Below are 24,746 nucleotides of genomic sequence, written 5' to 3'. Positions count from 1 at the left end.
AGCTTGATGATGTTTCAACATGAACCATTATTAAAAAAAATCAAATAATTGATTTATAAAGGAAAAAGTTCGCTATAATTTGCTTTTTACTAGATGGTCAAATATAAGTCTTGGTGTACAGGTATGAATACCTTGGTGCAACTAATATTGTTTTTTCATCATCAAGACGAATAATTTTAAGCTCTTCCATTGAATGTATACCATGCTGGCTAAATATCGTTTCGATCAACGACAGTTTCTTTCCATTTGGAATAACACGCTCCGACAAACTTGGCATGAGCGATAGTCCATTTGAACTAAATCCATACCGCCCAGACACATTGAAACCAACCAAGTCATCGGTAAGAAAATACATTTCATATTGCCCTGAGCGCTTAAAACTAAGCTGGGTAAGCAAGCCAATACTCTCACTTCCACTTTGCGTGGAGACGATGATCTCTGTTTTGCTCTCATAACTTCGGTTCATCTTAGGTGAATTCACATAAGCAGATATGCCTCCTACCAATATTCCCGTGATTACACTGAAAATAAGCAACTTTTTATTCACAGCTCACCTCTACATCCCCGGAACGATAGCTGATAGATGTTCCGTCTTCCTGAATCAAGATGACTTGATTTTCTGTGTTAAAAGCTCGAACTTGGCTTAAGACGATTGGAGACAACGTCGACAAAGTGCATTGTTTGTAGAAGGCTTCGGTATAATCAGCTTCAACCCAAGGCGAAATCCAAGAAGATACTGTCCAATGACTGGCAAAAGCACTTAAAACAAACATAACCAAGCATGCACAACGCTGCCTATTTAACACTAACCAGCTAGAATCACTCTCTCTGGCACTGACATCGAATTGTGGAGCTGTATGATTTGCAATTGGAACAATAGACTTTGGGTTATAACTTCCAATTCTGCCATTAAACTGATACCCAACCCCTCGAACAGTACTAATAATTTCAGCATCTTTATCACGTAAAGCTTTCCGGCAACTTGAAATACAGTGAAGAAGACTACTTTCTTCAACAATCACGCCTTTTTTATGCCATACCTGTTCAAGAAGAATAGATTTAGTGAGTGGCTCATTTGGATGCTCAAGCATAAATTTGAGCATAGCGACTTCATTACCACCCAACATCATCTTGTAACCAGTAGTAATATCTTCTACTGAACCCGCCAGTAAATTGAGAATAAGGTGTTCATTAATTGTCAACATCGACATAAACTGAATAAAGGTATTAGATTATGTGGGTATACGATATCGTAAAATCTATGAAAAACAAAAGCTTTGTGGTCCTGTCTCACAGTTTCATTAACAATCTGTTATCTGTGTTGCAGACTAAAGCATGAATTCGTATAAATAAGCAGCAAAAGCATCAATATTAGAATTTATACACTAATTAAATTATGCAAATAATGTGCGTAAAACTCACACTTTGAGACGAATTAAACGCTCGTTATTTAGTCATAGTGAATTTTTATAATTTTCCTTGTGGCCAAAAATACCGACAAATAAGACCAAATTTTATGCTTAGCAATAAAATCAAAGCACTTTAAGTAGAGTATTTAGTCTTTGTAAAACGGCTCATTTATAGATTAGTTTTCATATCAAGAAAACATTGAGGATGTGCAATGTCTATTATTCGTATTCGTGCCAGTTAAACTCCATTTGATGTGCGACTTTTCGAGCAAACGACAAACCACATTGCTTAGACAGAAGATGCAAACTCATATCGATACCAATATTCATTGTTCCTCCATTCACTTTTTAAATCAGCCCTGATCACTTGCAAAACTTTCCTATAATGTGACCCTGAACTATGGTTTCAAACCAAGAATAGATATTAAGGTATTTGTCTCATAACATTATAATAATAAGTGCTAGAATGGCTCCTACCCCAGAATGACAACTCATAATGAAGTTATCAACTAAGCAGCCAAGTTCTGCCTCATTTGAACAACAAAATTTATCAAAACTGAGCTCAAGCTTTAATGTCAAGCGTGTTCATAACCTCTCTGATGAAATTTGCTCTCGAATTATAAGACGCCAATTACCAACATTGCTGAAGTTAGAAATTCGCCAAGCAGGCGATCGGATGAATGCCATACGAGCGGGCTTTATTGATAAAAATCCATACAATAGCAACCAAAATTCAAATATCGTTCGAACACTAACCGCTATACAAAACCCTTCACAGTATATCTCTGGTACTGACAAAAATAGCATCGGTTCAGGGAAGGTGTTTAGCCTCGGACAATTGTCGTTGCAAAAGATAGAAACTCCTAACGCCAACGTATCAAGCATTGATGAAAGCCGTATGGCAAAACCTGTGCTTCAGCAATTACCCATTAACCTACCGAGCACATCTGTCGAGCATACGGTAAATGTCGAGGCTTATCTTGCCAACCGACTGCCGTCAGGTTTAATGGATGTGATCCGAAAATCGGGTGCTGAATTTTTCCTTTTTAATGCCAGCGACCAAGACATTGCCACTCATTATAAAGGTAAGGGATTCGACACTTGTTACAAAATATCCTCTCCGACATCAACTCGCTTCTACCTTTTGACCAATCACCACACTAAAGACAATAAAGTGGTTGTCTCCGGAATTGGTTCTTATACACGACTTGAACACCAGTTACTTCAGTTCCACTTTGCGGGTATCGATGTAGGGCCCAAGATCACATCAATTGGTAATATCGACGAGTTAAAGTCTACATCACTGATGGAGCTAAAAGATCAGTTAAATAATATTCAAGCTGACGAAAAAATTCTCTACATCGGTGCTCGATGGAAGGTAATGGAAGCCATTGCCAATCAAATATTCCACTTGTCAGGGGAAAATGAAGGGCAAGGATACAGAGAATTAAATCCACACCATCACAAAATAGGCCCCTTTATTTTTGATTCTGCCATTCTCAACAGAAACAATAAAACCATCGCGGTAGCAGCCTTAAGAATGCCAAACGGTGAGTTATCTTATGATGCGGTGAAAGCATTTGCTGATTGTGGTTTTAGCAAGATAGTGATGTGTGGAGCGGGCGGCCGAATTGCAGGTGATGCGCAATTGGGAGATTATCTTCATTTAAATCGCTCCTACTATAAAGATTCAATCATTGACCTCAGTACTCACCAAATCCTGATGCCAAATCATTTTTCGCATATAAATACAACTGCCTGTTCAAACATCACTGTAAACTCACCGCTTATCGAAACACAACCTTGGCTGTCACAACAACAAGCAAATCAAGTAGGATCGGTTGATGTCGAAACTGCACATATATTCAGAGCCATCAACGATAGTCCTCATCCACTCAAAGTCATCTCAGGTATGTTTATCTCTGACGTTGTTGGTCAACATCCTCTCGAGGACAAAATCAGTGGCAATGGTGCAGACAAGTATATCGACGACTTTGTTAAAGTCACATGGGAAACACTACTTCAAATTGAAGGTTTACAATAAATTTGTTTCGTTGAGACAAATACTCAAACCGTCCTAACTTTCTCATAGAATATCTTATAGGCCACTGTTCTCAATGAAATTTTTTAAAGCTGATTGGGGTCTTCTTTTTTATGCTAACAATGAGGAAGATGACTTTATGCATACAGTAAAAAATAATACAAAAAATGACAACATTGGCTACCTTATCGGTGTTTGGGGTGTTTGCTTAGTGCTCGTTTGGATTGGAATTTATAAATTCACCCCTACAGAAGCCAAACTCATTCAGCCCTTGGTAAAAAATCATTTTGCTATGAATTGGTTGTACGATCTTTTCCCTGTTCAAACAGTATCCAACATCATAGGTACAGCGGAAATTATTGTTGCGATCGGGCTCATAGTCGGCATTAAAAACCCAAAAGTTGGGTTTTATTCAGGTATAGCCGCAGCCGCTATCTTCATTACGACACTAAGTTTTTTACTCACCACCCCAAATACTTGGAAAATATCCGACGGTATACCAGTGACCAACTTTTTCCTCGTAAAAGATATTTTGTTCCTTGCGGTATCTATAAGCATTATCGAGAGAAATAAGCCCAGCAACAAGTAAAAACATGGAGCCGACCACCGGCTCCTTTCAATCAATGTCTATCGTCGTATACACTCACGCAGAACTACGCTCTAGATGAATGCGATACTGAACAATATCCTCAACGGTAAGAACTGGCATCTTATGCTTATGAGCAAAAGAGACAACCTCAGGTGTCTTAGCCATCGAACCATCTGGATTCGTTAGCTCACATAAAACACCTGAAGGGTGAAGCCCTGCTAATGTCATCAGATCAACCGTCCCTTCCGTATGCCCTCGCCTTGCACAAACTCCCCCGTTTCTCGCACGCAAAGGGAAAACGTGCCCTGGACGTGCCAAATCCTCTGATTTTGCATTGTCTGCTATTGCAACTTTCACCGTCGTGACACGATCGCGCGCAGAAACGCCCGTCGACACACCCACTTTAGCTTCAATACTTACAGTAAATGCTGTTTGATTGGCACTCGTGTTCTTTGTCACCATAGGGGGAAGATTCAGCTTTTCTGCGTGAGACTCTGTCAAACATAAGCAGACGATACCACTGCATTCTCGTATCATTAGTGCCATTTGCTCATCTGTTAGGTATTGTGCTGAATAGATTAAATCCCCCTCATTTTCACGAGATTCATCATCGAGCAGTAAAATGCCATGCCCTTCTTGAAGGGCTAAAAGAGCCTTTTCAACGCGAGTGATAGGATCGCCAAAGTCGGCAAGAATGGATTTCTGATTCATGGTTTTCTCCAAAATTCATTAAGACCAGAATCAGGGCTATGGGAGTGCTAAAACAACGCCTACACCTACCCTTACCACATCAAGTCATGTGGTATAGAGTAAGTATTGTGCTTCAATTCTCTCTCATCCGGACTGTAACCGTCGGCTCTGGATTTTCACCAGATCTGCTGTCCTCGAGAATTCGAGCGCTCGCGGGCTTTTCTATAGTGAATTTACCGCCGGTGGGGAATTTCACCCCGCCCTGAGAACAGATTACAACTTAAAATTGTAAACGCCGATATGTTATAAGAAGGGATCAAAAATGAATAGGATTAATATCAAATAACTCACCATCTATCTGTGATGAGTTATCGATAACCTTTAAGCTCACCAATTTGCGCCTTTATTCACTATTGTTTTAGAGGGCTTAGTATCTAGTTTATATTCCTTAACATACCATACACATTATATTATCATTAAGATAGGCCATAAGGTATTTATAGACTGAACACATATCATATGCTCTAACCAAATTAATTAAATACTGCGTTTAGTTAAGAATTACAATTTCGTTAACATCCTCGCCATCTCCCCAACGAATGCAAGTATTCATGCCAACGACGGATACTGTTTTTCCGGCCGCATGTGCAGCCAAAATCATGGAATATTGCTGCTTTCCTGCATTAGAGTTTTCATCGCGTATAATCCAATATGTGTTAACAGCGCATGGAGCAGGTTGAACTCTGGATGAAGGGTCATCTAGAGTAAATAAATATTTCAGTTAAACCATTTAAAAAAATCATCAATCCCCATCAAAAGACACCAATTTGATCTCCAGCTTTATGCCAAAATATCGCAGAGACAATTTAGGGTCTTGTGAAATAGAGCCTCTTTTGTTTAGTTCTTCAATCAAGTCCGCCATAAAGTTTTTAACGGGTTGTTCAGCCTCAGCTAAACGATTTTCCAAACGACAATTTTTCATTCTTCTAGCCACAACCTTTATTTTATATCATCAATAGCCTCTTCAATTTGTTCCACGAAGAGAAAAATATAATGGAAATTATTAAAACAATCTTAGACGGTAATCACTATCGCTACTCTTTTTACCCATGCGTCAGCTCAGAGCAAACTCTAATTTTTTTATTAGGAGCCTTACAAGATATTGAGAGCGTAAACTCATTCTCAAAACACTTCGCAACCAAAATTAATTGTATTACGATTGAAATTCCAGGCACTGGACGCACTCAAAATTTGGCCTCCACTGTCAGTATCCGAGAACAAGCGACAATGCTGCACAACTTGATAAACTATTTGGGCATCAAGACAGCCCACATTGTCGGCTTTTCTTACGCGACAGCTATCGCGGTCGAACTTTGTGATATATGGCCAAATGTACAATCGATGTCAATCTGCGGTGGAGTCCCCGGAATCCCAGAGTCGGGCAGACTAGCAACAAAAAAAATGATCGCTGCAGCCATGGATACATCACAACGCTTTGCGGCCTCATTTACCGAATCCCTCACCGTACGTAACCATGATATCCCCAAAAATGAAGCCATCATACGAGCAACAAAACGTAGCATCTCATCTATGTCTCAAGATCGAATCGACATGTTTTTTGAAAATTCAGTGCGTCTGCTCGTTCACACGCCCAGCAACGTTCAAAACATAGCGATCCCCTGTACTATCTGTGTTGGTGAATTTGACCCTTATGTCACCTTGCAAACGGCAAAAAAATTTTCAAGCCAGCTCAAGCATAGTCATCTAGTCGTGATAAAAAACGCCGATCACTTAGTCCATCTGCAGCACCCCAATAAAGTAGCAGCCTTGATGCTAGCTCAAGCAGAAACACAGCAAACATTGCTAAATACGCTAGCTTGCATCAGCTAAGCAACCTGACGACATTCTGATTTTTTTAAGACACATAATCAACCTGAGCAAATGCGTATTTCAGGTTGATTATGTTCATTCGTCGTCAAATGTCTCACTTTTTGTGTAATAGCTTGATAGCGAAGTTAATAAATCTGAAGCAAGATTCTTCGACTCTGCATTAAGTAAACGAAAGGACTCAACAATGAGCGCGTCGCGAATGTGCTGATGTTGACGCAGTTGATGAAACTGCGGGAATAGTTGCATTTCTGAAGTAAAGTTGACATGGGAGTACAACTCAAAACCGACTTTTATCCTAAACCCTATGGCTACGGAGAAATCCCTAATTTTATTCACATCTTCAAGTACCCTATATTGGTGTTCCGTCAGCCCAAGTACACGGGCAATCACATCGATAGGAATATTGTTGTCTTGTCGAAATTGTCGCACGGTAATAGAAATAGAGCGGTAGTAATCGATAGCAAATTCATTAATATCGAGTACCTTGGGGGGCAGTAAGTCATCATAACAAGATGACGGAACTGTCTCGGTTAACAACTTAGTTTGAAAAGCTTTGAAATGTGACCGTGCCTCACTATCCATTAGATTGGCCACCATTTCCAAATAAAGATCGAACTGTTGTGACGGTAAACGCCCAACACAATACAGTGCTTCAATTGCTCTGTCGTCCATCCCTCGATAATGTTCTCTAACTCTTAAGGCGTAGTAAAAACTCGTCATTGGTACCATCATTACCCAAGACATCGCAGCGACAACGTGAATTGGCCGAACACAAGGATAACTCTGTTGCATATATCGCCGTAAAGTTGAGCAATTTAGACCACTTATCTTCTCACCCAGTTTAGAAAACGACATTTTTTGTGCTCGACGCACGAAGGACATAGATATCGCCATATCGGTATCTATAGTACTGAAATGAGAGTCCAACATTTGAATCCTTTGTTCGGAAACTATCATGGTATTTTGTTTCTTAGTCATGTTTTTTCAAACACTGCATTAGACTCAGTATCCCTCTATGATGAGGGCTTTGGCTGTAAATGACAAAATAATTTATTTATTGACTCAAACTCAACGTGATGGGAGAAAATTTATTGCACTTGGAGGCGAGAAATACGGTTAACAAGTAAAAATAATCACAAGATAACAAACACTTTTTGAACCTTTAGCTGCAATCATCAGTGCAATAATCTCATCCATATTGTGTTGCTTTTTTATTGCGAGAAAATCAATACAATGGTAGTATCCGCGCTCGCTTATGAAGTAACTACCAATTTCCTCCTGAGCGATATACCACATTACGGCAAGGTCGCATTGTCGGATGTGAAGTTCATTTTTAAAATTTGAGAGTAATACTATGAAATTTGAAGCAGTAGTACGTACTGAACTAGGTAAAGGTGCGAGCCGCCGCCTACGTCATGCTGGTCAATTCCCTGCTATCGTTTACGGTGGTGAAGCTGCACCAGTATCAATTGTTCTTAACCACGATGACATCGTTAACCAAATGGATAAGCCTGAGTTCTACGAAGGTATTGTTCTTGTGATCGACGGCGCTGAAGTGAAAGTTAAGCCGCAAGACGTTCAACGTCACGTTTACAAGCCAAAAGTTGAGCACATGGACTTCATCCGTATCTAATTCCCTACCAAGGAATTTGTAGGATTAAATCCTGCCTTTTGCATAAAGAATATCGGCCTTACCAACCGAGAGTTCTAAAATTCGAAACCCCGATGCTACCAACATCGGGGTTTCACCGTTTATAGACAAAATGTTTTATTTCGAGCCTGACTCCATCAGTTCATAAAAACCTTTGATGTCTTTGTGTTCAAATAGTGTTATCCATGCATCAAGCACATCATCTGAATATATGTTGAGCTTTTTGAAAATCTCTACTGCAAAAGCGACGGGCTCTATACCACTTGCCGTTATTATAGCCTCACTTGATACCGCTGGCTTCTCTACATAATACTTCCCACCCGCATAACCTGTCATTTCCAAATACTCTTTGGCATTACTGGTATGCGGAATGTTATTGAGAAGCCCATGTTTTGCTAAAGCCGCTGTCGCTCCACATATTGCAGCAATGAATACACCTTGCTCCAACAATTGCTTAGCCACTCGAACAAAATCATCGATTCCACCAGTAGCCGCATGGTCGCTGCCACAAAGAATAAACATTGCTCCGTCTTCTGGGTTTAGCTCGTTAAGCTCCAGATCAGGAAGAATGCTCACCCCTCCTTTCGTTCTGATCGGATGTTTGGATTTACCTACAGTCTGTATCCCATAGGCATTAGGATTTGCTTGAAAGTCTGGAGAGTTTATATGGGCAAGCACATAGCCATATTCCCAATCAGAGATGCCCTCATAAACGGCTAAGTATACCATTTTCTTCATAGTTCCCTCTTAAATTTGGCTGAAATCAACATGCCAGTTTCCTTATTTTTGCCTTAGAAAGATTGCCTCAATATTAAACATGGTGAGTATGGTTTTAATAACTCTGTGGCGGTATTACCGACATATTTAATTTACAAAATCAATACCTCAAGAACCAAGGAGAGCAATTATTCGCCATTTTTGTCAGCCCTCTCTTAGCTCAACTTATGACAAAACAAGTAACATCATAGAGCAGATCACAAAAAATATCCGGCAAATATAAATCAATTTGCATAAATAATTAGTAAAAGTATAATAACCACAATTTATAAGTGGTCTATGGGGAAGCGATGAAGTTATTTAATTTGATATTAAGTGTGGGTTTCTCTGTCATATTTTCAGGTTATACACTTGCTGACGAATCAAATGTATTCTGTGCAAAACCTGACGGAAGTCATTGGGACTGGTTAATCGATGAGAATGATGAACAAGTTGTCATTGATGGTTCTTGGATAGAAAGAGAGGAGCAGCATGGCGACTATTTTCTGGTTTTAAGATCTCACTACCTTGCCATCAATCAACAATGCAAAACAAACTTTGGCAATCTTTATCTTGCTCAGCCAGCACACAATTCTATGAGTTCTTGGTATCGATTTATGCTTTATGATGAGGAAACTAACTCATACTCCGTTGCCATGGGGTACATTCCTCCAACCAATAGCATGCCAAGAATAAGCGATGTTAGTTTGAAACAAGACATCCAACCGCTACAAAACAGTTTAGCTAAACTGAGCCGCCTCAATGGCTATCGTTACTCTTGGCGTCCTGACAGTATCCAAGGTCACTTAGCTGGCCAGTATGAATATGGTGTTATCGCCCAAGAGGTACAAGCTGAGCTACCAGAACTTGTTAAGACAGATATTCAAGACACGTTACGAGTCGACTACATAGGATTGATACCGGTTCTACTTGAGTCAATAAAAGAACTAAAAGCAAGGGTAGAGACCTTAGAATCACAGCCATAACATCACCAACTAGCTCGAAGTCTGCGTGCCTCTTGATGGTGGCTATTTGTCACCATCAACCCATGACTGAAATAGCACTAGTGTATTATATCGCCTCATTACTTTAATACTTTCCCTCAAAATAGAGCAAAGATTACAATTTGCACTGTTTTAGTAAAGCTGTATTATTGATAATAAACTTTATTTTAACACTTAAATTAGGCCAAGCTATGATAAGACACATTCTCCTCATTGAGTTTAAAGATGATGCAACATCAAAGCAAATCGAAGAGCTGAAGCAATCTTTTTTATCCATGCCTAATAACATAGACGGGATAGAAGATGTGGAATGGGGGCTAAATGATAGCCCTGAAGGAAAAAACAAACATTACACTCACTGCGTTATGATGACATTCAGCGACGAAGCTGGTCGAAAACGCTATCTACCTCACCCTAAGCACAATGAGCTAAAAAATATATTTAGGCCAATACTTAAAGATATTGTTGTCTTTGACTACACCATATAGCCAAAGTAATTTGTGAAACTCTTAACTCACAAGCCTCCTAATTGACCCTGTTGTAAAAGGATTGAAAATGATTTCTTGCAGTGAATACGATTACATAGAAATAGCTTGTCTTTACCAGATTCCTATTCGTTTAGTGACTGAATCTGCTCAAGTTTTTGAAGGTCAGGCTAAAACAACAACTTACAATGAGCAACGTAAAGAGTGTATTGTGATAGGCACTCAAAGTGGTGATATGCAAATACCGACTGAAACTTTAGTATCTATGACAGCATTAATCGATAATCCTCATTTTGGAGAAATTATCTTTCAGCAAATAAGTTAAAAACTATGGCATAGGCTGGCTGCCTTTCTGCTTTGTAAGGCGGTTGACTTTCAGCCTATGTGTTCCACTTTCCTGCAATCCTCACGTTATCTGGTTGGCTTTTGTATGTCATCTCGAACAACAAACACCAGAAAATCAAAATGATCTAAAAAGGGAAATGGAATATCTCCAAATTTACCCTTTTATCAAGTCGATAAATTTGAAAATATAATTATCACCAAATAGCTAGGCTGTGTTGGCCTTTTGATTCAAAAAATTAACAAAAAAAGGCCAGCACTCCTCCCCTCGAAAACACATCATTATGAAAAGATTATTAGATTGCAGCGCTTCTGATTTCGCGAATATCAGTAAGTCAGAACTGATACATGCAATTAAAGCAAGTGAAGGGCGAGTATTGCTAAGTGAGACAATCTCTTTAGTGCAACCCATGCTTATGGGCATTACTAATGCAGAGCTAGCTGCCTCTCAAGGTGCCGATTTACTCCTACTCAATATGTTTGACGTCGATAATCCCAAAGTTATGGGTTTACCACAAGATACCCATCCCATAAACACTATAACCAGATTAAAGCAACTGACTGGCCGTCCCGTTGGCGTCAACTTGGAGGCCGTTGATCCCGACTTTGCTCAGGAACACGATGAACTTTGGGCGATGCGCTCAGGGAGAGCAGCGACCTCTGACAATGTTAATAAACTCATTGACATGGGATGTAACTTCATTGTAATTACCGGCAACCCGAATAATGGCGTATCTAACAAAGCCATTGCGCAATCCCTCAAACAAATCAGAGCTCACCAGAAAGATGACATCTTGATCATCACCGGCAAAATGCACGGTGCCGGTATAGTATCTGAAGGGGGGAAACATATTATTTCTGACTCAGACGTCTCATACTTTGCTGACTGTGGTGCTGATATCATTTTGTTGCCAGCACCAGGAACCTTGCCAGGTATGACCGAATCTTACGTATCTAAGTTAATAGAAAAAGCACACAGTCATAATGTGCTAGCGATGACGGCCATAGGAACATCTCAAGAAGGGGCTGACACAGAAACGATTAAACGTATTGCATTGATGAGTAAAATGGCTGGTGCTGACTTGCATCATATCGGCGACACAGGCTACACCGGAATTGCACTACCAGAAAATATTCGCAACTACAGTATTACTATTCGCGGCGTTCGTCACACCTATGCTCGTATGGCTCGCTCAATATTAAGATAAGAAAAACGATTAAATATAACAAAAAATATAATAGCGGAAATAAACATGTTTATTAATAACACCTTTTCCCAAACGTCAGTTTACTCTAATCCATCACCAAAAGAGGCCAATAACAATCAGCTAGAGATAACCAACGCCCTGTATCACACAGCAACAACTGGGAATGCCAAATGTCTCGTTGTCGGTTATTCACCAACTGGTGGGGGACACACTAGTAGAACACTCAATATTGTCAAAATGGCATTAGAAAAGAACAAACTACCCTATGGAAGCAGCGTTATTTTCCACGTCCCACCCGCTTGGCCTGAAACAAGCTCTAAAAAAAGCCCGCTAACCAAACCACTACTGGATTTATGTCGATTACTTGCTGTAAACAACATTCATGTAATCTTGTCACAATGTGATAAACCTATCTATGGATATTTAACCGAAAATGGGGGCTCAGATGACCCCCAAATAATGCGTCGACTCGCTTCATATCCTCAACGTCAAGTTAGCGACAAGACCCTTCTCGACGCTAGACTATTCAATCCTAACAGTCACGAATCTGTATATGGTTCAATACCAATCATCACAGCAAAAAATCTCTTTTCTACCCTCACAGATACAAGTTGCGGTAGCGCGATAGCCAAAGAAAAAATCTACGTTTTAACCGATATGGCACCGGATCTGCAAAAGGCCGCAAGCAAGCATGATATATCCAAAACCCACAGAATTGATCAGCAAAACCACGCTATCATGCTAAAGCCTGACATGCGTGATGACAACGCCCCCCAGAATGCACTTCTGGCTAAAGTATTAGGTGGAACAGGAGAACAGATATCTCATATCGGGCTAGGAGAAAAAAATACGTTAAGTGATATTGTCAACTCTTTGAAGAAGCTAGGTATAACTGCGAATAGTACTCTTGAGGAGGCAAGGCAAGCTGTTTACAACATAGCTCTTAGTTGCGCCAAAACCCCAGAAGAAGTCTTTCCAATAGACGGCTTCACTGGCGTGATCACTGGCGACAAATCAATATCACCTGAACACGTAAAGGGAATAACGTATGTCTACGCACATAAAAAGAATAACGCCATCATTGAGCACATCATCAATGGCATAAATAAGCATAAGCCAGAATATAAAAATCATCTCTTTGTGATCTGTGGTGCCAAAGCAATACCTGGTCACAATGCACTTCACTTAAGCTACATTGCTGATGCAAACGGCATAACCACTGCAGGAGCAGGTACCGTTGGGGAGTCAGTGTATTTACATACAACCAACAGCTCCAAATCCCATTTATTGGTTTTGCCGATCGAAAATCACAATGAACAAGAAGCCAACACTCTGTATCTTCAAAGTCATTCGGTTATGAATCAATACGTAACATCAGGGCTCAACAAGGACTTAACTACCACTCTTAGTGCTTTTTTCAAACGTCCTTTAGCCAAAAGTTCAAGTAATATAAAACCCCTATACACCGCTATTCAAAGTGACGATACGTATGTAAAACAAGCCTGCGACACGCTGTTTGGTGACTCGTTACCTAATACGCAGTCAAACCATTTGTCCCTCCGGCAGCAAACGATGAGACGTGACATTCACCTAACTGCACATCGCCGCTACTTTAAACTTGTCGCTCAGATTGAAGATAACCTTGCTAAAGACGTTGCTCGAGATATTAAACTCACAACAAATCACCAAGCGATCTCTCAAAAAGAGGCGTTGAGTACATTGATGAATACCCCCTCTCTCGCTCGCCTTTTAGGTACAGATGTGGATGCAGTGCAGTCACTTCCACTGCTAGAAGAAATTCGAGGCGCTTTTCTCGATAATATCAGTACGGCAGACAGAACTAGGGTAACGGAAAAGCTGTATCAGTTTCCTAATACCGGATTTTAATGCTAGTCAGTCTATAAAGCCCGCGATTGAGACACTCGCGGGCTTTCTCTAACGGCGTGCAATATACACATCTACACACCAAACTTGTCTAGCCAATAAAATCACTTGGGACTGTATGGCAAAGATGAGTGATGTAGATTTATTTTAATGTTTCCGGCATCGTCTTTGATGTACCCAAACGTGTATTCAACTTTAACTTCTTGCCCATCGGTTTTGGTAAAATAATAATTGCCCATCGCCATCGCCATGTCTGAGTGCTTGTCAGTGATTACACCTTCATTTTCCCAACGTACATTGGTGTAAGGAGCAAGAGCAAAACCTTTATCTTCAGCTATTTCCCCGCCAACAAAGTAAGAGAGTGCCTCAGATTTCGAGTGCCTAAACTGATCCTCTACTGCTAACGTGGGCTTAAAAAGTACCGTACCTAAGTCATAGGCGTAAAAAGTCTCAATATGCTTAATCGCCGCACTGCGAGCATCTTTTGCTTTACCAATTGCAATAATGCCCTCTCCCCATCCTTTTTGGGCAGCTTCTACCTCCTCTGGAGTAATAGGAGAAGCATACACATTTAGGGTCACAAGTGATGCAATTAAAGATGAAGCAATATAGATTTTTCTCATAAATTAAGTTCCTAGTCAGCAAGATAACATATACCTTTCTAGCTTACTCGAAATGGTTTGTCTATCGTTTTTCTAACCTTTATGAATGCCAAACGGTATAAGTTATTCCTTGTGATAATGTTTGATCCTACCCCTTTTGTTTGCTAGCTTAGCTAGCCGCCACATAAGAAATCACGCCTATCTTATTGATATAATAATACTACTGACTAGGCGCACACAGGTGTATCTTTGAGCACACTTTAAGGAGCTTTGATGCGTTTCTCCCTTATAACATTGGCTATGTCGGCGACGCTGATCACTGGCTGTAGCAACCAAGGAGTTCAAAACATGACTCAACCATCTCAAATCGAATTAACGGTACAGAAAACTCAATCACCAGTAGCCAAAAAAGTTCCCCACACTCTAGACAATCATGGCAAGACCCGCATTGATAACTACTATTGGATGCGTGATGACCAACGTGCAGATACAGAAGTGTTGCATCATTTGGAGCAGGAAAATCAATATGCCGATGCTGTGCTAAAACACACTGAGTCATTGCAACAACAGCTATTTGAGGAAATAAAAGGTCGCATTGCTAAAGACGATAATTCTGTTCCCGTTAAACAGGGTAACTACTTTTATTCTAATCAGGTCTTAGGGGATAACGAGTACGCCATATATCGGCGAGCAAAAGACTTTGCTGGAACAAACTCTGAAATATTACTCGATGCCAACGAACTTGCAAAAGAGCATGAGTTTTTTAGCATAGGAAGTCTTTATGTAAGTCCAAATGACGCTCTATTAGCTTATGGTGAAGATACCTTAAGTCGACGTGTGTATACCATTCGTATCAAAAACCTAGACACAGGTGACTATTTAAATGACAGAGTAGAAGGTGCTGAGAGCGATATTGCTTGGCAAAATGATAATAAGGCATTCTATTACATCAAAAAAAATCCGCAAACCTTACTTGGCTATCAAGTTTATCGTCACGTTCTCGGGACGCCACAAAGTAGCGATACGTTAATTTACGAAGAATTTGACGATACCTATTACACCTCTCTTGGTAAAAGCAAAGACGGTGAGCAAATATTTATCACCCATTTCAGTACAGAAACGAGTGGTGTCTCAATCATTGATGCCAACAACCCACAAGCAGAAGCTAAACCCTTCTACCCAAGGGAAAAAGGCATTGAATATAGCATAGCCAAACTTAACGATTGGTACTATATCTACACAAATTATGAGGCAGTCAACTTCCGGTTAATGAAAGTGAGAAAAGATAATGTTCAAGACCGCACTATGTGGCAAGACGTTATTGCTGCCGATAAAGATACTCAACTGGTTGATTTTACGCTGTTTAACGATCACTTGGTCTATGAACAGCGTAAAAATGGTCTATCCACCGTTACCGTTCGTCAACTTTCAACAGGTAAAGAGTTCCCTCTAGCGTTTAACGACAGCGCTTTTTCTGCCTATTTTACAGGTAATTATGAGCTTACCAATTCCAAATTCAGAGTTTACTACAGCAGTTTGACCACTCCCGGAACCTACTATGATTTTGACTTAGCAACAGGCAAGCCAGAAATATTGAAACAAACGCCTGTGCTTGGTGACTTCGATGCTAACTATTACCAATCTGAACGCATCATGGTCTCGGCTAGAGATGGCAAGCAGATCCCTGTTTCATTGGTATACCGCAAAGACAAATTTAAAAAAGATGGCACAAACCCAATATACCAATACGGTTATGGCTCTTATGGACATACCATTAATCCATCATTTAGCTCTGCCCGATTAAGCTTGTTGGATCGCGGCTTTGTGTATGCCATCGCCCATATTCGGGGCTCAGAAATACTGGGCAGACCATGGTATGAAGATGGCAAAAAGCTCACTAAACAAAACACTTTTAATGATTTTATCGATGTAACACGAGCCCTTACCAATGAGGGGTACGGTTCAAAGGATAAGGTATTTGCTGTGGGAGGCTCTGCCGGAGGCCTATTGATGGGAGCGGTAGTCAATCAAGCACCTGAATTATATCGTGGGGTCGCTGCCCATGTACCTTTTGTTGATGTAGTTACAACTATGCTTGACGAATCTATCCCGTTGACCACTAACGAATATGATGAGTGGGGCAATCCAAACGACAAAATCTTTTATGACTATATGTTAAGCTATTCACCTTATGACAATGTGAGCAATCAAGCGTATCCAAATATGCTGGTCACAACGGGTTTACATGACTCTCAGGTTCAATATTTTGAGCCCATGAAGTGGGTAGCAAAACTGAGAGAGATGAAGACTGATAACAATGCACTACTGTTCAAAACTGATATGGAAGCAGGCCACGGCGGTGCTTCAGGTCGTTTCAAACGTTTGAAAGAGGATGCTCTAGAGTATGCATTTTTCCTCGATTTACTCAATGAAAAATAAAATTTAACTAACATAAAGCCCGCAAGAAGCGGGCTTTAATCAGTAATTTGGTATAAGAGGTCTTAATCCCTGTACCCTAATTTCACATTTCCTTTGCTATCAAACCACAAAGCTTCTTTGCGCCGGCGGCCAATTAAAATCGGGCCATCATCGTAAAACAAAAAATTCTTCCAGTTTCGCTTGAATACTGACCATTTAGTTTCAATAACGTTGTACTTTTCATAGCAAAAATAGACCGTCACATCATCTTGCCAGTTTAGGAATTCATCGATACCTACTGGTAAACACTGCTCATCTGATTCCCACGCTATCATCCAATCCAAGGTTTCTTTCCAGTTTGCATCTTTCATTGGCCAATCAGACGCACTCAAACGATCCACATCAGGGCTATGAGCACTAATGTTTTCTTTCCAAAGCTGAGAGGCGCGAGCTGGAGTCATAGGTTTTATTGACTCTAAATCTTGCTCCGAAACAGGCATAGAATGATGGGAAAAGATCCATTTTCTTTGGTATTCGTCCAAAGTGAGGTAAGACATTCATTTTCCTTGTTGGGCTATAAGCCACCCTCGTTGGGTAGCATCATCTATCATCTTTTTGGCGTGTTCCCACAAGACTTGAGAACCCTCTTCAATCTTGCGATTAACCGTTAATGCTTGCTCGCTGCTGACGCCATTCTCTAACCAACTCTTTCCACCATTGTGGTAATTCAACAACATTGGGATAAGTCTATCAAGCGCTTTGGCAAACTTGGCATCGGCTGATTGCGCAGCCTCAAATTCGCGCCAAATTGCAAACAATTCCTCTTGTTGATCCTCCGGTAACATAGTAAAGAGACGCTCTGCCGCCAACAATTCGTTCTCTTTCTGTGATTGGGTAGCTTGAGTGTCATAGACAAAAGTATCACCCGCATCAATTTCAACAATATCATGCAAGAGTAGCATTTTTACTACTCGAGCAATATCAACGGACTCATTTGCATGTTCTTCCACCAAAATAGCCATAAGTGCAACATGCCAGCTATGCTCTGCGCTATTTTCCAAACGATTCTCAGCACTTTTGACCCGAGTTCTTCGCAGAATAGATTTCAGCTTATCCAACTCCATGACTAAGGACAATTGCTTCTCTAGACGATTCATCTCGCTTTCCAATTTTCGTTAACCAATGAACTCAAAATATGATCTTCCCAAATATCATCGATAAGTAAGTAGTCTTTCGCTAGCCCCTCTTTCTTAAAACCGAGACGCATCAAAGTGGCTTCACTACGATGGTTGCGAGGAAGATAAGCCGCCATTATTCGATGTACATTTTGAATGTCAAACATATACTTAATTGCTAACCTCATGGCTTTGGTCATCACCCCTTTACCTTGAGCATTTTCTGCCAAAGAATAGCCTAGATTACAGGCATGGAATGGAAAGCGAGATATATTGCTAAAAGAGACGGTTCCCATCATATCTCCAGATTCACTATCCAGAATGATCAAATAGTAACCCAGCCCCATTCGATGAAGTTCGTGAAGTTTAACAAGTCTTTTCGTCCAGCCCTGCTCTGAATAAAACGCCTCTTCTCTGCGTGGCTCCCAAGGTCTAAGAAAGGCTCTGTTAGCAACAAAGTAGTCTGCAATCAACTTACCGTCCGTTGGTTCAGAAGTACGCAAAATGATATTCTCATTCTGCTCATAAACGTTTCTCGGCGTACTTACTCGTTTCATTAGCCCTTTCTTATTCCATATTCACGCAATTTATTTGCAACTGAGGTGTGAGAAACGTTGAGCCTTTTTGCCAGCTTGCGACTTGAAGGAAAAGACTGATACAAACGCTCCAATACTTGCGATTCATAGTCCTTCATTATCTCATCTAATGAGCCATCTAAATTTATCGCCGAGACGTTTGAAATAGCACTTTCTAGCTGTGGCAAATGAAATAAGTCCACTGTCAAAGTTGATGAGTCAAGTTCCGTTAGTGCCCTTAACACCATATTCTCTAATTGGCGCATATTGCCTGGCCATTGATAATTAATAAGCTGATCAACTAAGTCTTCACTGAGTTCAGGCTTTTTCACACCTAATTGTTTAACGTATTTCGAAACAAATAAATCCAACAATGGTGCTATGTCGTTAGGCCGTTCGCGCAAAGCGGGGATATTTAACGTCAGGACATTTAATCGATAGAATAAGTCTTCACGAAATGACTTTGATTCTGCCAGCTCACCCAAATTATGGCGAGTTGAAGCAATGACTCTTACGTCAACATGAATCTCTTGCTCTGCACCAACCCTTCTAAAAGTGCCATCTTGCAACAATCTGAGAAGTTTTATTTGCAGATGTGGACTCATCTCGCCAATTTCATCAAGGAATACGGTACCACCATCGGCTTGCTCAAATATTCCTTTATGCCCTTGCTCATGATTGAATGAGCCCGGAGCATGACCAAATAGCTCAGTTTCAGCAACATCATCAGGCATCGACGCGCAACTGAGTACCATAAACGGAGAACCCGCTCTGTGTGAACGGTTATGGCATGCTCTAGCAAGCATTTCTTTGCCAGTACCAGTCTCTCCCTGAATCAATAATGGCTGATCCAATACACATAGCTTTTTCGCCTGACCCATCAAGGCCTTGTGTCGATTAGACACACCAACAAAGTGTTCAAAGCCCAAATTATTATGCACGGGTAACGAATCTACCAACACGGGTTTTTCTTGGCTTGAACGGATGATCATTACTGTACTTGCCAATACTGATTCATTGGATTCAGCAGTAATATAGACTGGCATCACTTCCATGGAATAATCAAGTCCACCGATGACGACATCTTCTCTATGGCGCGTCACTTTACCGTCAGTCCAATTCGAGAAATTGAAGTGAGGTAATAAGCTCGCTACAGAATGACCAATTATTTCCTCATGCTCGCAGTTAAACAAACTCAATGCGGCATGATTGGCCATATCAACATTACCCTTCATATCAATGGCTAGAACGGGCTCTGGGAGACTGTTGAGCAAAGATATGAGTTCTGTATTGTGCCTTTCCATTGGCATGAATTGTATTTTCCGCACGTCCTTCACGCCTGCAATTCGGCGGATTTCGGCCATCAATTCACTGAAAGTATCAAAGTCAATATCTGGACAATTGAGATAGATAATACCCTTGGTATCAATTTCAATGCCACGTAAGTCAATATTTCTAGAAGCCAGAATATCGAGTAGCTCTCGCGTAAGCCCGAGTCTGTCTTCACATGTTACTTCTAAACGCACTGAGGAAGTCCCTAGTCTGAAGTGTCAGGAAAAGTTGACAGTAGTTTTACCTAAGTAAAATTTTTCGTCAAGTAAAGCAACATTACCAGCGTCACAATCACGCTATTTGATTGTTAAAGAAGTAATTTTTTCCACCACATGTTTACGAATAGCACCAAGTTTCACTTGCCTTTCTGGATACCATGGAGTAGGTCTGAGTAAAGACATCGCTTTAAGTCCAACTCTCGCAGTGAGTATACCCACGCCCAACCCTTGACCTGCTCTAGCGGAGATTTTTCCGGCAAGATCCATAGACAAGAGATCCATACTTGCATCTATCGCTAACTCACTGGCCCCTGCCAAGGCCATATTAACCAAAATTGCCTTAAAAAGTGCCAGTCGAGATACATATCCAAGCTGAACGCCATAAATCGCAGCCAAGCTTTCAATCATTTTGAAGCTTCGCCAAGCAACCAGCAACATATCTACGGTAGCAAGCGGACTAATAGCGACAAGTGCCGCAGATTCTGTCGAGTATTGTGTCACTATTTTCGTCGCGCTTTTATCCTGTTCAGACACAACAATTGCATCATACATCTCGATAATGTCTTTATCACTGTGTGAAGAATTTACGCCTTGATACCAACGTTTATAAGCTGAAGACAAAGATAACGCACCCGTTTCTTTTGCCAGAGACTGGCAAAAGGCTTTTCCCTGCCCAACGCTGTCTTTTTTGATTAACGACTCTATCTTATCTTGAACCGTGAGTTGCCTTCGTAGCCGTTTAAGAGCCCATAGTTCTTTACCTATCGTGACCACACCAAGCGAAGCAAGTGCTAGCAAAAAACCCGTCCAGCCGACCGAGAGCCAATCCCCCGTTTGAATCGCTGTATATAGGCTATCTACCGACTGCCAAACGACTAATGCTGCCAACGAGCTGAGAAGACCACCGGCAAGAAAGCGTCTTCTTTGACGAGGACGTATCGCCCTCTCTATGCCTGATTCAATTTTTTCTCCCGCTTTCTCAGCTTCGACAGTTGCCAAAACAAATTGGTCGTCATTATCAAACTGTCGTTGCACCAAGAATTCAGCAGTTTCCCTCTCAGGCGATTCGCTTAACGTTTGAGTATAGATTTGTTGACCTTTCAATTTTTTATCCTGAGAATCGTTCATCTGAGCTTATCTCCAATCAAATACTCAAGTACTTTATCCATACGTATATGAGGTAATGGCTCATCTACAGACTCGGAGATAGGCCGAAAAGAGTAAAAATTGAATTTATTGTTCAACCAGAAGTCTGGTGGCGGCAACTTTGTAGGCACTTCGCCAGGAAAGATCGTCAACATGCTTCCGTCAGCGCTTGTTCCTTGAATTGCTGGCATCGATTGCCCATTGACATCAATAAAACCACTTTGTGTTGCCTGAATAGACGCAATACTCATACAGCTCATTTCAATATTATCGTAAGCGGCATTCTGCCACGCAGGATGAACCATCTGTTGCAGTAGAGAGACTAGATGAGGATGCTGTTCAGGCGTCACATGATCAGCCTTGGTCGCCGCAAACAATATTTTGTCAATACGCGGAGAAAACAAACGCTTAAGTATATTACTCTTCCCATACCTAAAGCTGTGCATAATTTGTTCAATTGCGTGTCGCATATCGAGAAAAGATTCATCACCTGCGTTAAGAGGCTGTAAACAGTCAACCAAGACTATCTGACGGTCAAATGTTGAGAAATGGTGCTTATAGAATGCTTTGACTACCTTCTGCTGATATTCCTGATAGCGTGCCATCAACATCGCCAAATTGGAGCCCTTAGGTACTTTTTCTTCTTCGTTATATTGGCAAGGAAAAAATTGTAAAACAGGGGCTCCCTCTAGCTCACCCGGCAAAACAAAACGGCCCGGCTGGACCCAATGTAGACCCCGATTTTTGCAGTCATGTAGGTATCGAGTATACGCTTTCGAAATATCTTCAAGACGTTTCTCATCAACTTCTGCAGAGAGAGAGAGGTATTCCAGTTTATCCAGCCAATCTTTTGCTAGTTCACCACGTAGGCCTTTTAACGCCGCAAATTGAGTTTGCGACCATTGATGAAAATCCAAATTCAATAAAGGCAAATCCAACAGCCATTCGCCAGGATAATCAACAATATCAAGATGAAGTACTGAAGTGCTGCTAAATAACTTCTTGGTTTTCTTTATCGGCTTGTACTTCAGCGCAAGGCGGATCTCACTCACATCACGTGTCGGTTCTGGCCAAGCGGGAGTTGGTGAGAACAGCTGGTTCATAGCTTCATCATACCCAAACCTCGGCACCATCATATTTATCTGTGGCTCCCGCCTCGCCCCTACCACCCGTTTATCTCGGGCGGAAGCGAGTAGAGGAAGATTGTCGTGGGTCGAAATATGTAATAGTTGATTTACCAATGAACTGATAAATGCCGTTTTACCCGCACGGGATAAACCTGTAACAGCGATCCGAACATGTGAATCGACACTGCGGCTGATCAACTGATTCAATTCTCGGGATAAATGCTTCATTGAGGATCTCTTATTCTGAACTCTCTGCCATCTTAATGTCAGATACCTTAATCAAAGATGAACGCGAGTTTTGACCTGCAATAAACGGGATGTTTTGTGCAAAAGACGAGTTCAAGGACAAATATCGGTGGCTCAATCATCTTCGATAAGTTTGTATATAACGAACAAAGCGAGCTCCAAAAGAGCGAACAAAACTAAGGTTAAACGTACATATTTCTGATCGAAAACACTTACACCATAGAAAATCATATCATAACCAACAAAGCAGCCAATGAGGACAGCGATAAGCGTTTGCAAAATTCGGATAAATCGTGGCATAAAAACTCCTGACATTGCCTATGTTGTACTAGATGGTAAGTACCATATAAAAAGGGTGCAGCAAAGCCACACCCTAAACTCTTTGTATGCCTATCTTATTGAAAATAGGTATAGAAACAACCTTTACTGAGATTCCATTTCTTGAATCTTTACTTTCCAAGTATCTGGACCAATCTGATGGGCATTGGCACCATTGGAATCAACAGCAACCGTCACGGGCATATCTTCGACTTCAAATTCATAAATCGCTTCCATACCTAAGTCTTCAAATGCAACCACTCTCGCTTTTTTAATGGCCTTAGCCACCAAATAAGCTGCACCACCGACTGCCATCAGATACACGGCTTTGTGTTTTTTAATCGACTCTACTGTCGCAGGGCCACGTTCAGCTTTACCTATCATACCCATGATGCCAGTCTCTTCAAGCATCATGTCGGTAAACTTATCCATACGAGTGGAGGTTGTTGGTCCTGCAGGTCCCACGACTTCATCACCCACGGCATCAACAGGGCCTACGTAATATATAAACTTACCTTTTAAGTCGACGCCTTTTGGTAGCCCCTCTCCATTCGCTAGCATACCTTGAATACGCTTATGAGCCGCATCACGACCAGTCAAAATCTTACCCGAAAGCAGAACCGTCTCACCAGTCTTCCACTGCTCAACCTCTTCCTTGGTAACCTTATCTAGATTAACACGACGGGTATTTTCACCCGCTTCCCAAGTAATTTTTGGCCAATCTTCCAATTTAGGGGGCGTGAGTTCTGCTGGACCTGAGCCATCGAGAGTAAAGTGCACATGGCGAGTTGCTGCGCAGTTAGGGATTAGGCATACAGGTTTAGATGCCGCATGGGTAGGCGCCGTTTTGATTTTGACATCCACCACAGTTGTCAAGCCACCCAAACCTTGGGCACCGATACCTAGCCTATTCACTCGATTAAAGATGTCAAGGCGGAGTTCTTCTTCAGCATTCTCGGGACCACGATCGATAAGCTCTTGAATGTCTATATGTTCCATTAGCGATTCTTTGGCGAGAACTGCGGCTTTTTCCGCAGTGCCACCAATACCTATCCCTAACATCCCTGGTGGACACCAACCAGCTCCCATTGTGGGGAGCGTTTTTTCAACCCATTCAGCGATATCATCAGATGGATTGAGCATCGCCATCTTAGTTTTGTTCTCAGAACCCCCACCTTTGGCTGCTATCTGTATTTCAACTTTATTGCCCGGCACCATCGAGATATGAACAACGGCTGGCGTATTGTCTTTGGTGTTGATTCGTTTTCCTGCCGGATCAAGTAACACTGAAGCTCTAAGCGGATTGTCCGGGTTAGTGTAGGCCAGGCGGACTCCCTCATCGACCATTTGTTGTACTGTCATGTCTGTGCTGTCCCATTGGACTTCCATGCCAATATTGACAAAACAGGTAACAATGCCCGTGTCTTGGCAAATCGGTCGATGGCCTTCAGCGGACATGCGAGAATTAATTAGGATTTGAGCAATGGCATCTTTAGCCGCTTGACTCTCCTCTTTGTTGTAGGCTTTTTCAAGGGCTTGAACAAAGTCCAGAGGGTGATAGTAAGAAATATATTGAAGTGCATCAGCGACACTGCTGATCACATCTTGCTTGCGAATTACCGTCATTGCATGCCTCGTTA

25 protein-coding genes and 1 riboswitch are annotated in these 24,746 nt (G+C 41.3%); of the genes, 10 read left to right on the top strand and 15 right to left on the bottom strand.

Annotated elements, in window-relative coordinates:
- Positions 1 to 97: 97 nt before the first annotated feature.
- Positions 98 to 547, bottom strand: a complete 450-nt coding sequence (locus QQK21_RS02295; RefSeq protein WP_284190591.1) for a hypothetical protein — start codon at positions 545 to 547, stop codon at positions 98 to 100.
- On the bottom strand, positions 540 to 1,205 hold the full coding sequence (locus QQK21_RS02290) for a winged helix-turn-helix domain-containing protein (protein WP_284190590.1): 666 nt from the start codon (positions 1,203 to 1,205) through the stop codon (positions 540 to 542). The genes QQK21_RS02295 and QQK21_RS02290 overlap by 8 nt, the downstream gene beginning before the upstream one ends.
- 700 nt (positions 1,206 to 1,905) lie before the next feature.
- Between QQK21_RS02290 and QQK21_RS02285 the strand changes: the two genes are divergently transcribed.
- Together QQK21_RS02285 and QQK21_RS02280 are read left to right on the top strand one after the other, a co-directional pair.
- Positions 1,906 to 3,453 (top strand): hypothetical protein, encoded by a 1,548-nt coding sequence (locus QQK21_RS02285; protein ID WP_284190589.1) that lies wholly within the window; start codon positions 1,906 to 1,908, stop codon positions 3,451 to 3,453.
- Positions 3,454 to 3,589: 136 nt separating this feature from the next.
- Positions 3,590 to 4,039, top strand: coding sequence for a DUF417 family protein (locus tag QQK21_RS02280; protein WP_284190611.1), 450 nt, complete (start codon positions 3,590 to 3,592; stop codon positions 4,037 to 4,039).
- 54 nt (positions 4,040 to 4,093) lie between these two features.
- Here the strand turns inward: QQK21_RS02280 and ribB are convergent, their stop codons facing one another.
- Both ribB and QQK21_RS02270 read right to left on the bottom strand, forming a co-directional pair.
- Positions 4,094 to 4,750, bottom strand: a complete 657-nt coding sequence (ribB, locus tag QQK21_RS02275; RefSeq protein ID WP_284190588.1) for a 3,4-dihydroxy-2-butanone-4-phosphate synthase — start codon at positions 4,748 to 4,750, stop codon at positions 4,094 to 4,096.
- Positions 4,751 to 4,861: 111 nt separating this feature from the next.
- A riboswitch (FMN riboswitch) is annotated at positions 4,862 to 5,003 on the bottom strand.
- Between the two features lie 528 nt (positions 5,004 to 5,531).
- Entirely contained in the window at positions 5,532 to 5,711 is a 180-nt protein-coding gene (locus QQK21_RS02270; protein ID WP_152430610.1) for a hypothetical protein, read from the bottom strand.
- A gap of 71 nt (positions 5,712 to 5,782) precedes the next feature.
- On the opposite strand from QQK21_RS02270, the gene QQK21_RS02265 reads away from it, so the two are divergent.
- The gene (locus QQK21_RS02265; RefSeq protein ID WP_284190587.1) at positions 5,783 to 6,619 is read left to right on the top strand and encodes an alpha/beta fold hydrolase; all 837 of its coding nucleotides are present in this window, start codon (positions 5,783 to 5,785) and stop codon (positions 6,617 to 6,619) included.
- A 75-nt stretch (positions 6,620 to 6,694) separates the two neighbouring features.
- Here QQK21_RS02265 and QQK21_RS02260 read toward each other — a convergent pair whose 3' ends face one another.
- A complete protein-coding gene (locus QQK21_RS02260) occupies positions 6,695 to 7,597 on the bottom strand; it encodes a hypothetical protein (RefSeq protein WP_284190586.1) in 903 nt (300 codons plus the stop codon).
- 376 nt (positions 7,598 to 7,973) lie between these two features.
- On the opposite strand from QQK21_RS02260, the gene rplY reads away from it, so the two are divergent.
- Positions 7,974 to 8,252 (top strand): 50S ribosomal protein L25, encoded by a 279-nt coding sequence (gene rplY, locus QQK21_RS02255; protein ID WP_284190585.1) that lies wholly within the window; start codon positions 7,974 to 7,976, stop codon positions 8,250 to 8,252.
- A gap of 135 nt (positions 8,253 to 8,387) precedes the next feature.
- On the opposite strand, the gene QQK21_RS02250 is transcribed toward rplY, so the two are convergent.
- Complete coding sequence (locus QQK21_RS02250; protein ID WP_284190584.1) at positions 8,388 to 9,008, bottom strand: DJ-1/PfpI family protein; 621 nt, start codon at positions 9,006 to 9,008, stop codon at positions 8,388 to 8,390.
- 329 nt (positions 9,009 to 9,337) lie between these two features.
- Between QQK21_RS02250 and QQK21_RS02245 the strand changes: the two genes are divergently transcribed.
- From QQK21_RS02245 to QQK21_RS02225, 5 genes are all read left to right on the top strand, one after another.
- Positions 9,338 to 10,012: a tail fiber domain-containing protein gene (locus QQK21_RS02245; protein ID WP_284190583.1), complete on the top strand. Its 675-nt coding sequence runs from the start codon at positions 9,338 to 9,340 to the stop codon at positions 10,010 to 10,012.
- 209 nt (positions 10,013 to 10,221) lie between these two features.
- The gene (locus tag QQK21_RS02240; protein WP_284190582.1) at positions 10,222 to 10,518 is read left to right on the top strand and encodes a Dabb family protein; all 297 of its coding nucleotides are present in this window, start codon (positions 10,222 to 10,224) and stop codon (positions 10,516 to 10,518) included.
- Between the two features lie 67 nt (positions 10,519 to 10,585).
- The gene (locus QQK21_RS02235) at positions 10,586 to 10,840 is read left to right on the top strand and encodes a Rho-binding antiterminator (RefSeq protein ID WP_284190581.1); all 255 of its coding nucleotides are present in this window, start codon (positions 10,586 to 10,588) and stop codon (positions 10,838 to 10,840) included.
- A 301-nt stretch (positions 10,841 to 11,141) separates the two neighbouring features.
- A complete protein-coding gene (locus tag QQK21_RS02230) occupies positions 11,142 to 12,065 on the top strand; it encodes a DUF7916 family protein (protein WP_284190580.1) in 924 nt (307 codons plus the stop codon).
- 45 nt (positions 12,066 to 12,110) lie between these two features.
- Positions 12,111 to 13,952 (top strand): hypothetical protein, encoded by a 1,842-nt coding sequence (locus tag QQK21_RS02225; protein ID WP_284190579.1) that lies wholly within the window; start codon positions 12,111 to 12,113, stop codon positions 13,950 to 13,952.
- A gap of 101 nt (positions 13,953 to 14,053) precedes the next feature.
- Here the strand turns inward: QQK21_RS02225 and QQK21_RS02220 are convergent, their stop codons facing one another.
- The gene (locus QQK21_RS02220; RefSeq protein ID WP_284190578.1) at positions 14,054 to 14,572 is read right to left on the bottom strand and encodes a hypothetical protein; all 519 of its coding nucleotides are present in this window, start codon (positions 14,570 to 14,572) and stop codon (positions 14,054 to 14,056) included.
- Between the two features lie 252 nt (positions 14,573 to 14,824).
- On the opposite strand from QQK21_RS02220, the gene QQK21_RS02215 reads away from it, so the two are divergent.
- Positions 14,825 to 16,990 carry a S9 family peptidase gene (locus QQK21_RS02215; protein WP_284190577.1) on the top strand — a complete coding sequence of 722 codons (2,166 nt, stop codon included), beginning with the start codon at positions 14,825 to 14,827 and terminating at the stop codon, positions 16,988 to 16,990.
- Positions 16,991 to 17,052: 62 nt separating this feature from the next.
- Here the strand turns inward: QQK21_RS02215 and QQK21_RS02210 are convergent, their stop codons facing one another.
- The 8 genes from QQK21_RS02210 to QQK21_RS02175 all read right to left on the bottom strand — a co-directional run bounded on the left by QQK21_RS02210 (position 17,053) and on the right by QQK21_RS02175 (position 24,732).
- Positions 17,053 to 17,526, bottom strand: a complete 474-nt coding sequence (locus QQK21_RS02210) for a DUF2947 domain-containing protein (RefSeq protein WP_284190576.1) — start codon at positions 17,524 to 17,526, stop codon at positions 17,053 to 17,055.
- Positions 17,527 to 18,126: an HD domain-containing protein gene (locus QQK21_RS02205; RefSeq protein WP_284190575.1), complete on the bottom strand. Its 600-nt coding sequence runs from the start codon at positions 18,124 to 18,126 to the stop codon at positions 17,527 to 17,529.
- The gene (gene rimJ / locus QQK21_RS02200; RefSeq protein ID WP_284190574.1) at positions 18,123 to 18,701 is read right to left on the bottom strand and encodes a ribosomal protein S5-alanine N-acetyltransferase; all 579 of its coding nucleotides are present in this window, start codon (positions 18,699 to 18,701) and stop codon (positions 18,123 to 18,125) included. Before rimJ ends, QQK21_RS02205 begins: the two co-directional genes overlap by 4 nt.
- On the bottom strand, positions 18,701 to 20,245 hold the full coding sequence (gene tyrR / locus QQK21_RS02195; protein WP_284190573.1) for a transcriptional regulator TyrR: 1,545 nt from the start codon (positions 20,243 to 20,245) through the stop codon (positions 18,701 to 18,703). Before tyrR ends, rimJ begins: the two co-directional genes overlap by 1 nt.
- Positions 20,246 to 20,347: 102 nt before the next feature.
- Entirely contained in the window at positions 20,348 to 21,397 is a 1,050-nt protein-coding gene (locus QQK21_RS02190) for a YcjF family protein (protein WP_284190572.1), read from the bottom strand.
- On the bottom strand, positions 21,394 to 22,770 hold the full coding sequence (locus tag QQK21_RS02185; RefSeq protein WP_284190571.1) for a YcjX family GTP-binding protein: 1,377 nt from the start codon (positions 22,768 to 22,770) through the stop codon (positions 21,394 to 21,396). The genes QQK21_RS02190 and QQK21_RS02185 overlap by 4 nt, the downstream gene beginning before the upstream one ends.
- 132 nt (positions 22,771 to 22,902) lie before the next feature.
- A complete protein-coding gene (locus QQK21_RS02180) occupies positions 22,903 to 23,088 on the bottom strand; it encodes a hypothetical protein (RefSeq protein ID WP_284190570.1) in 186 nt (61 codons plus the stop codon).
- A 123-nt stretch (positions 23,089 to 23,211) separates the two neighbouring features.
- A complete protein-coding gene (locus tag QQK21_RS02175) occupies positions 23,212 to 24,732 on the bottom strand; it encodes a fumarate hydratase (protein WP_284190569.1) in 1,521 nt (506 codons plus the stop codon).
- Positions 24,733 to 24,746 lie beyond the last annotated feature (14 nt).

The sequence above is a fragment of the Vibrio zhanjiangensis genome (genome assembly GCF_030161235.1).
Lineage (GTDB): Bacteria > Pseudomonadota > Gammaproteobacteria > Enterobacterales > Vibrionaceae > Vibrio > Vibrio zhanjiangensis.
The sequence above is the reverse complement of the archived record's forward strand: the minus strand, read 5'-3'. Positions and strand labels throughout refer to the sequence as shown.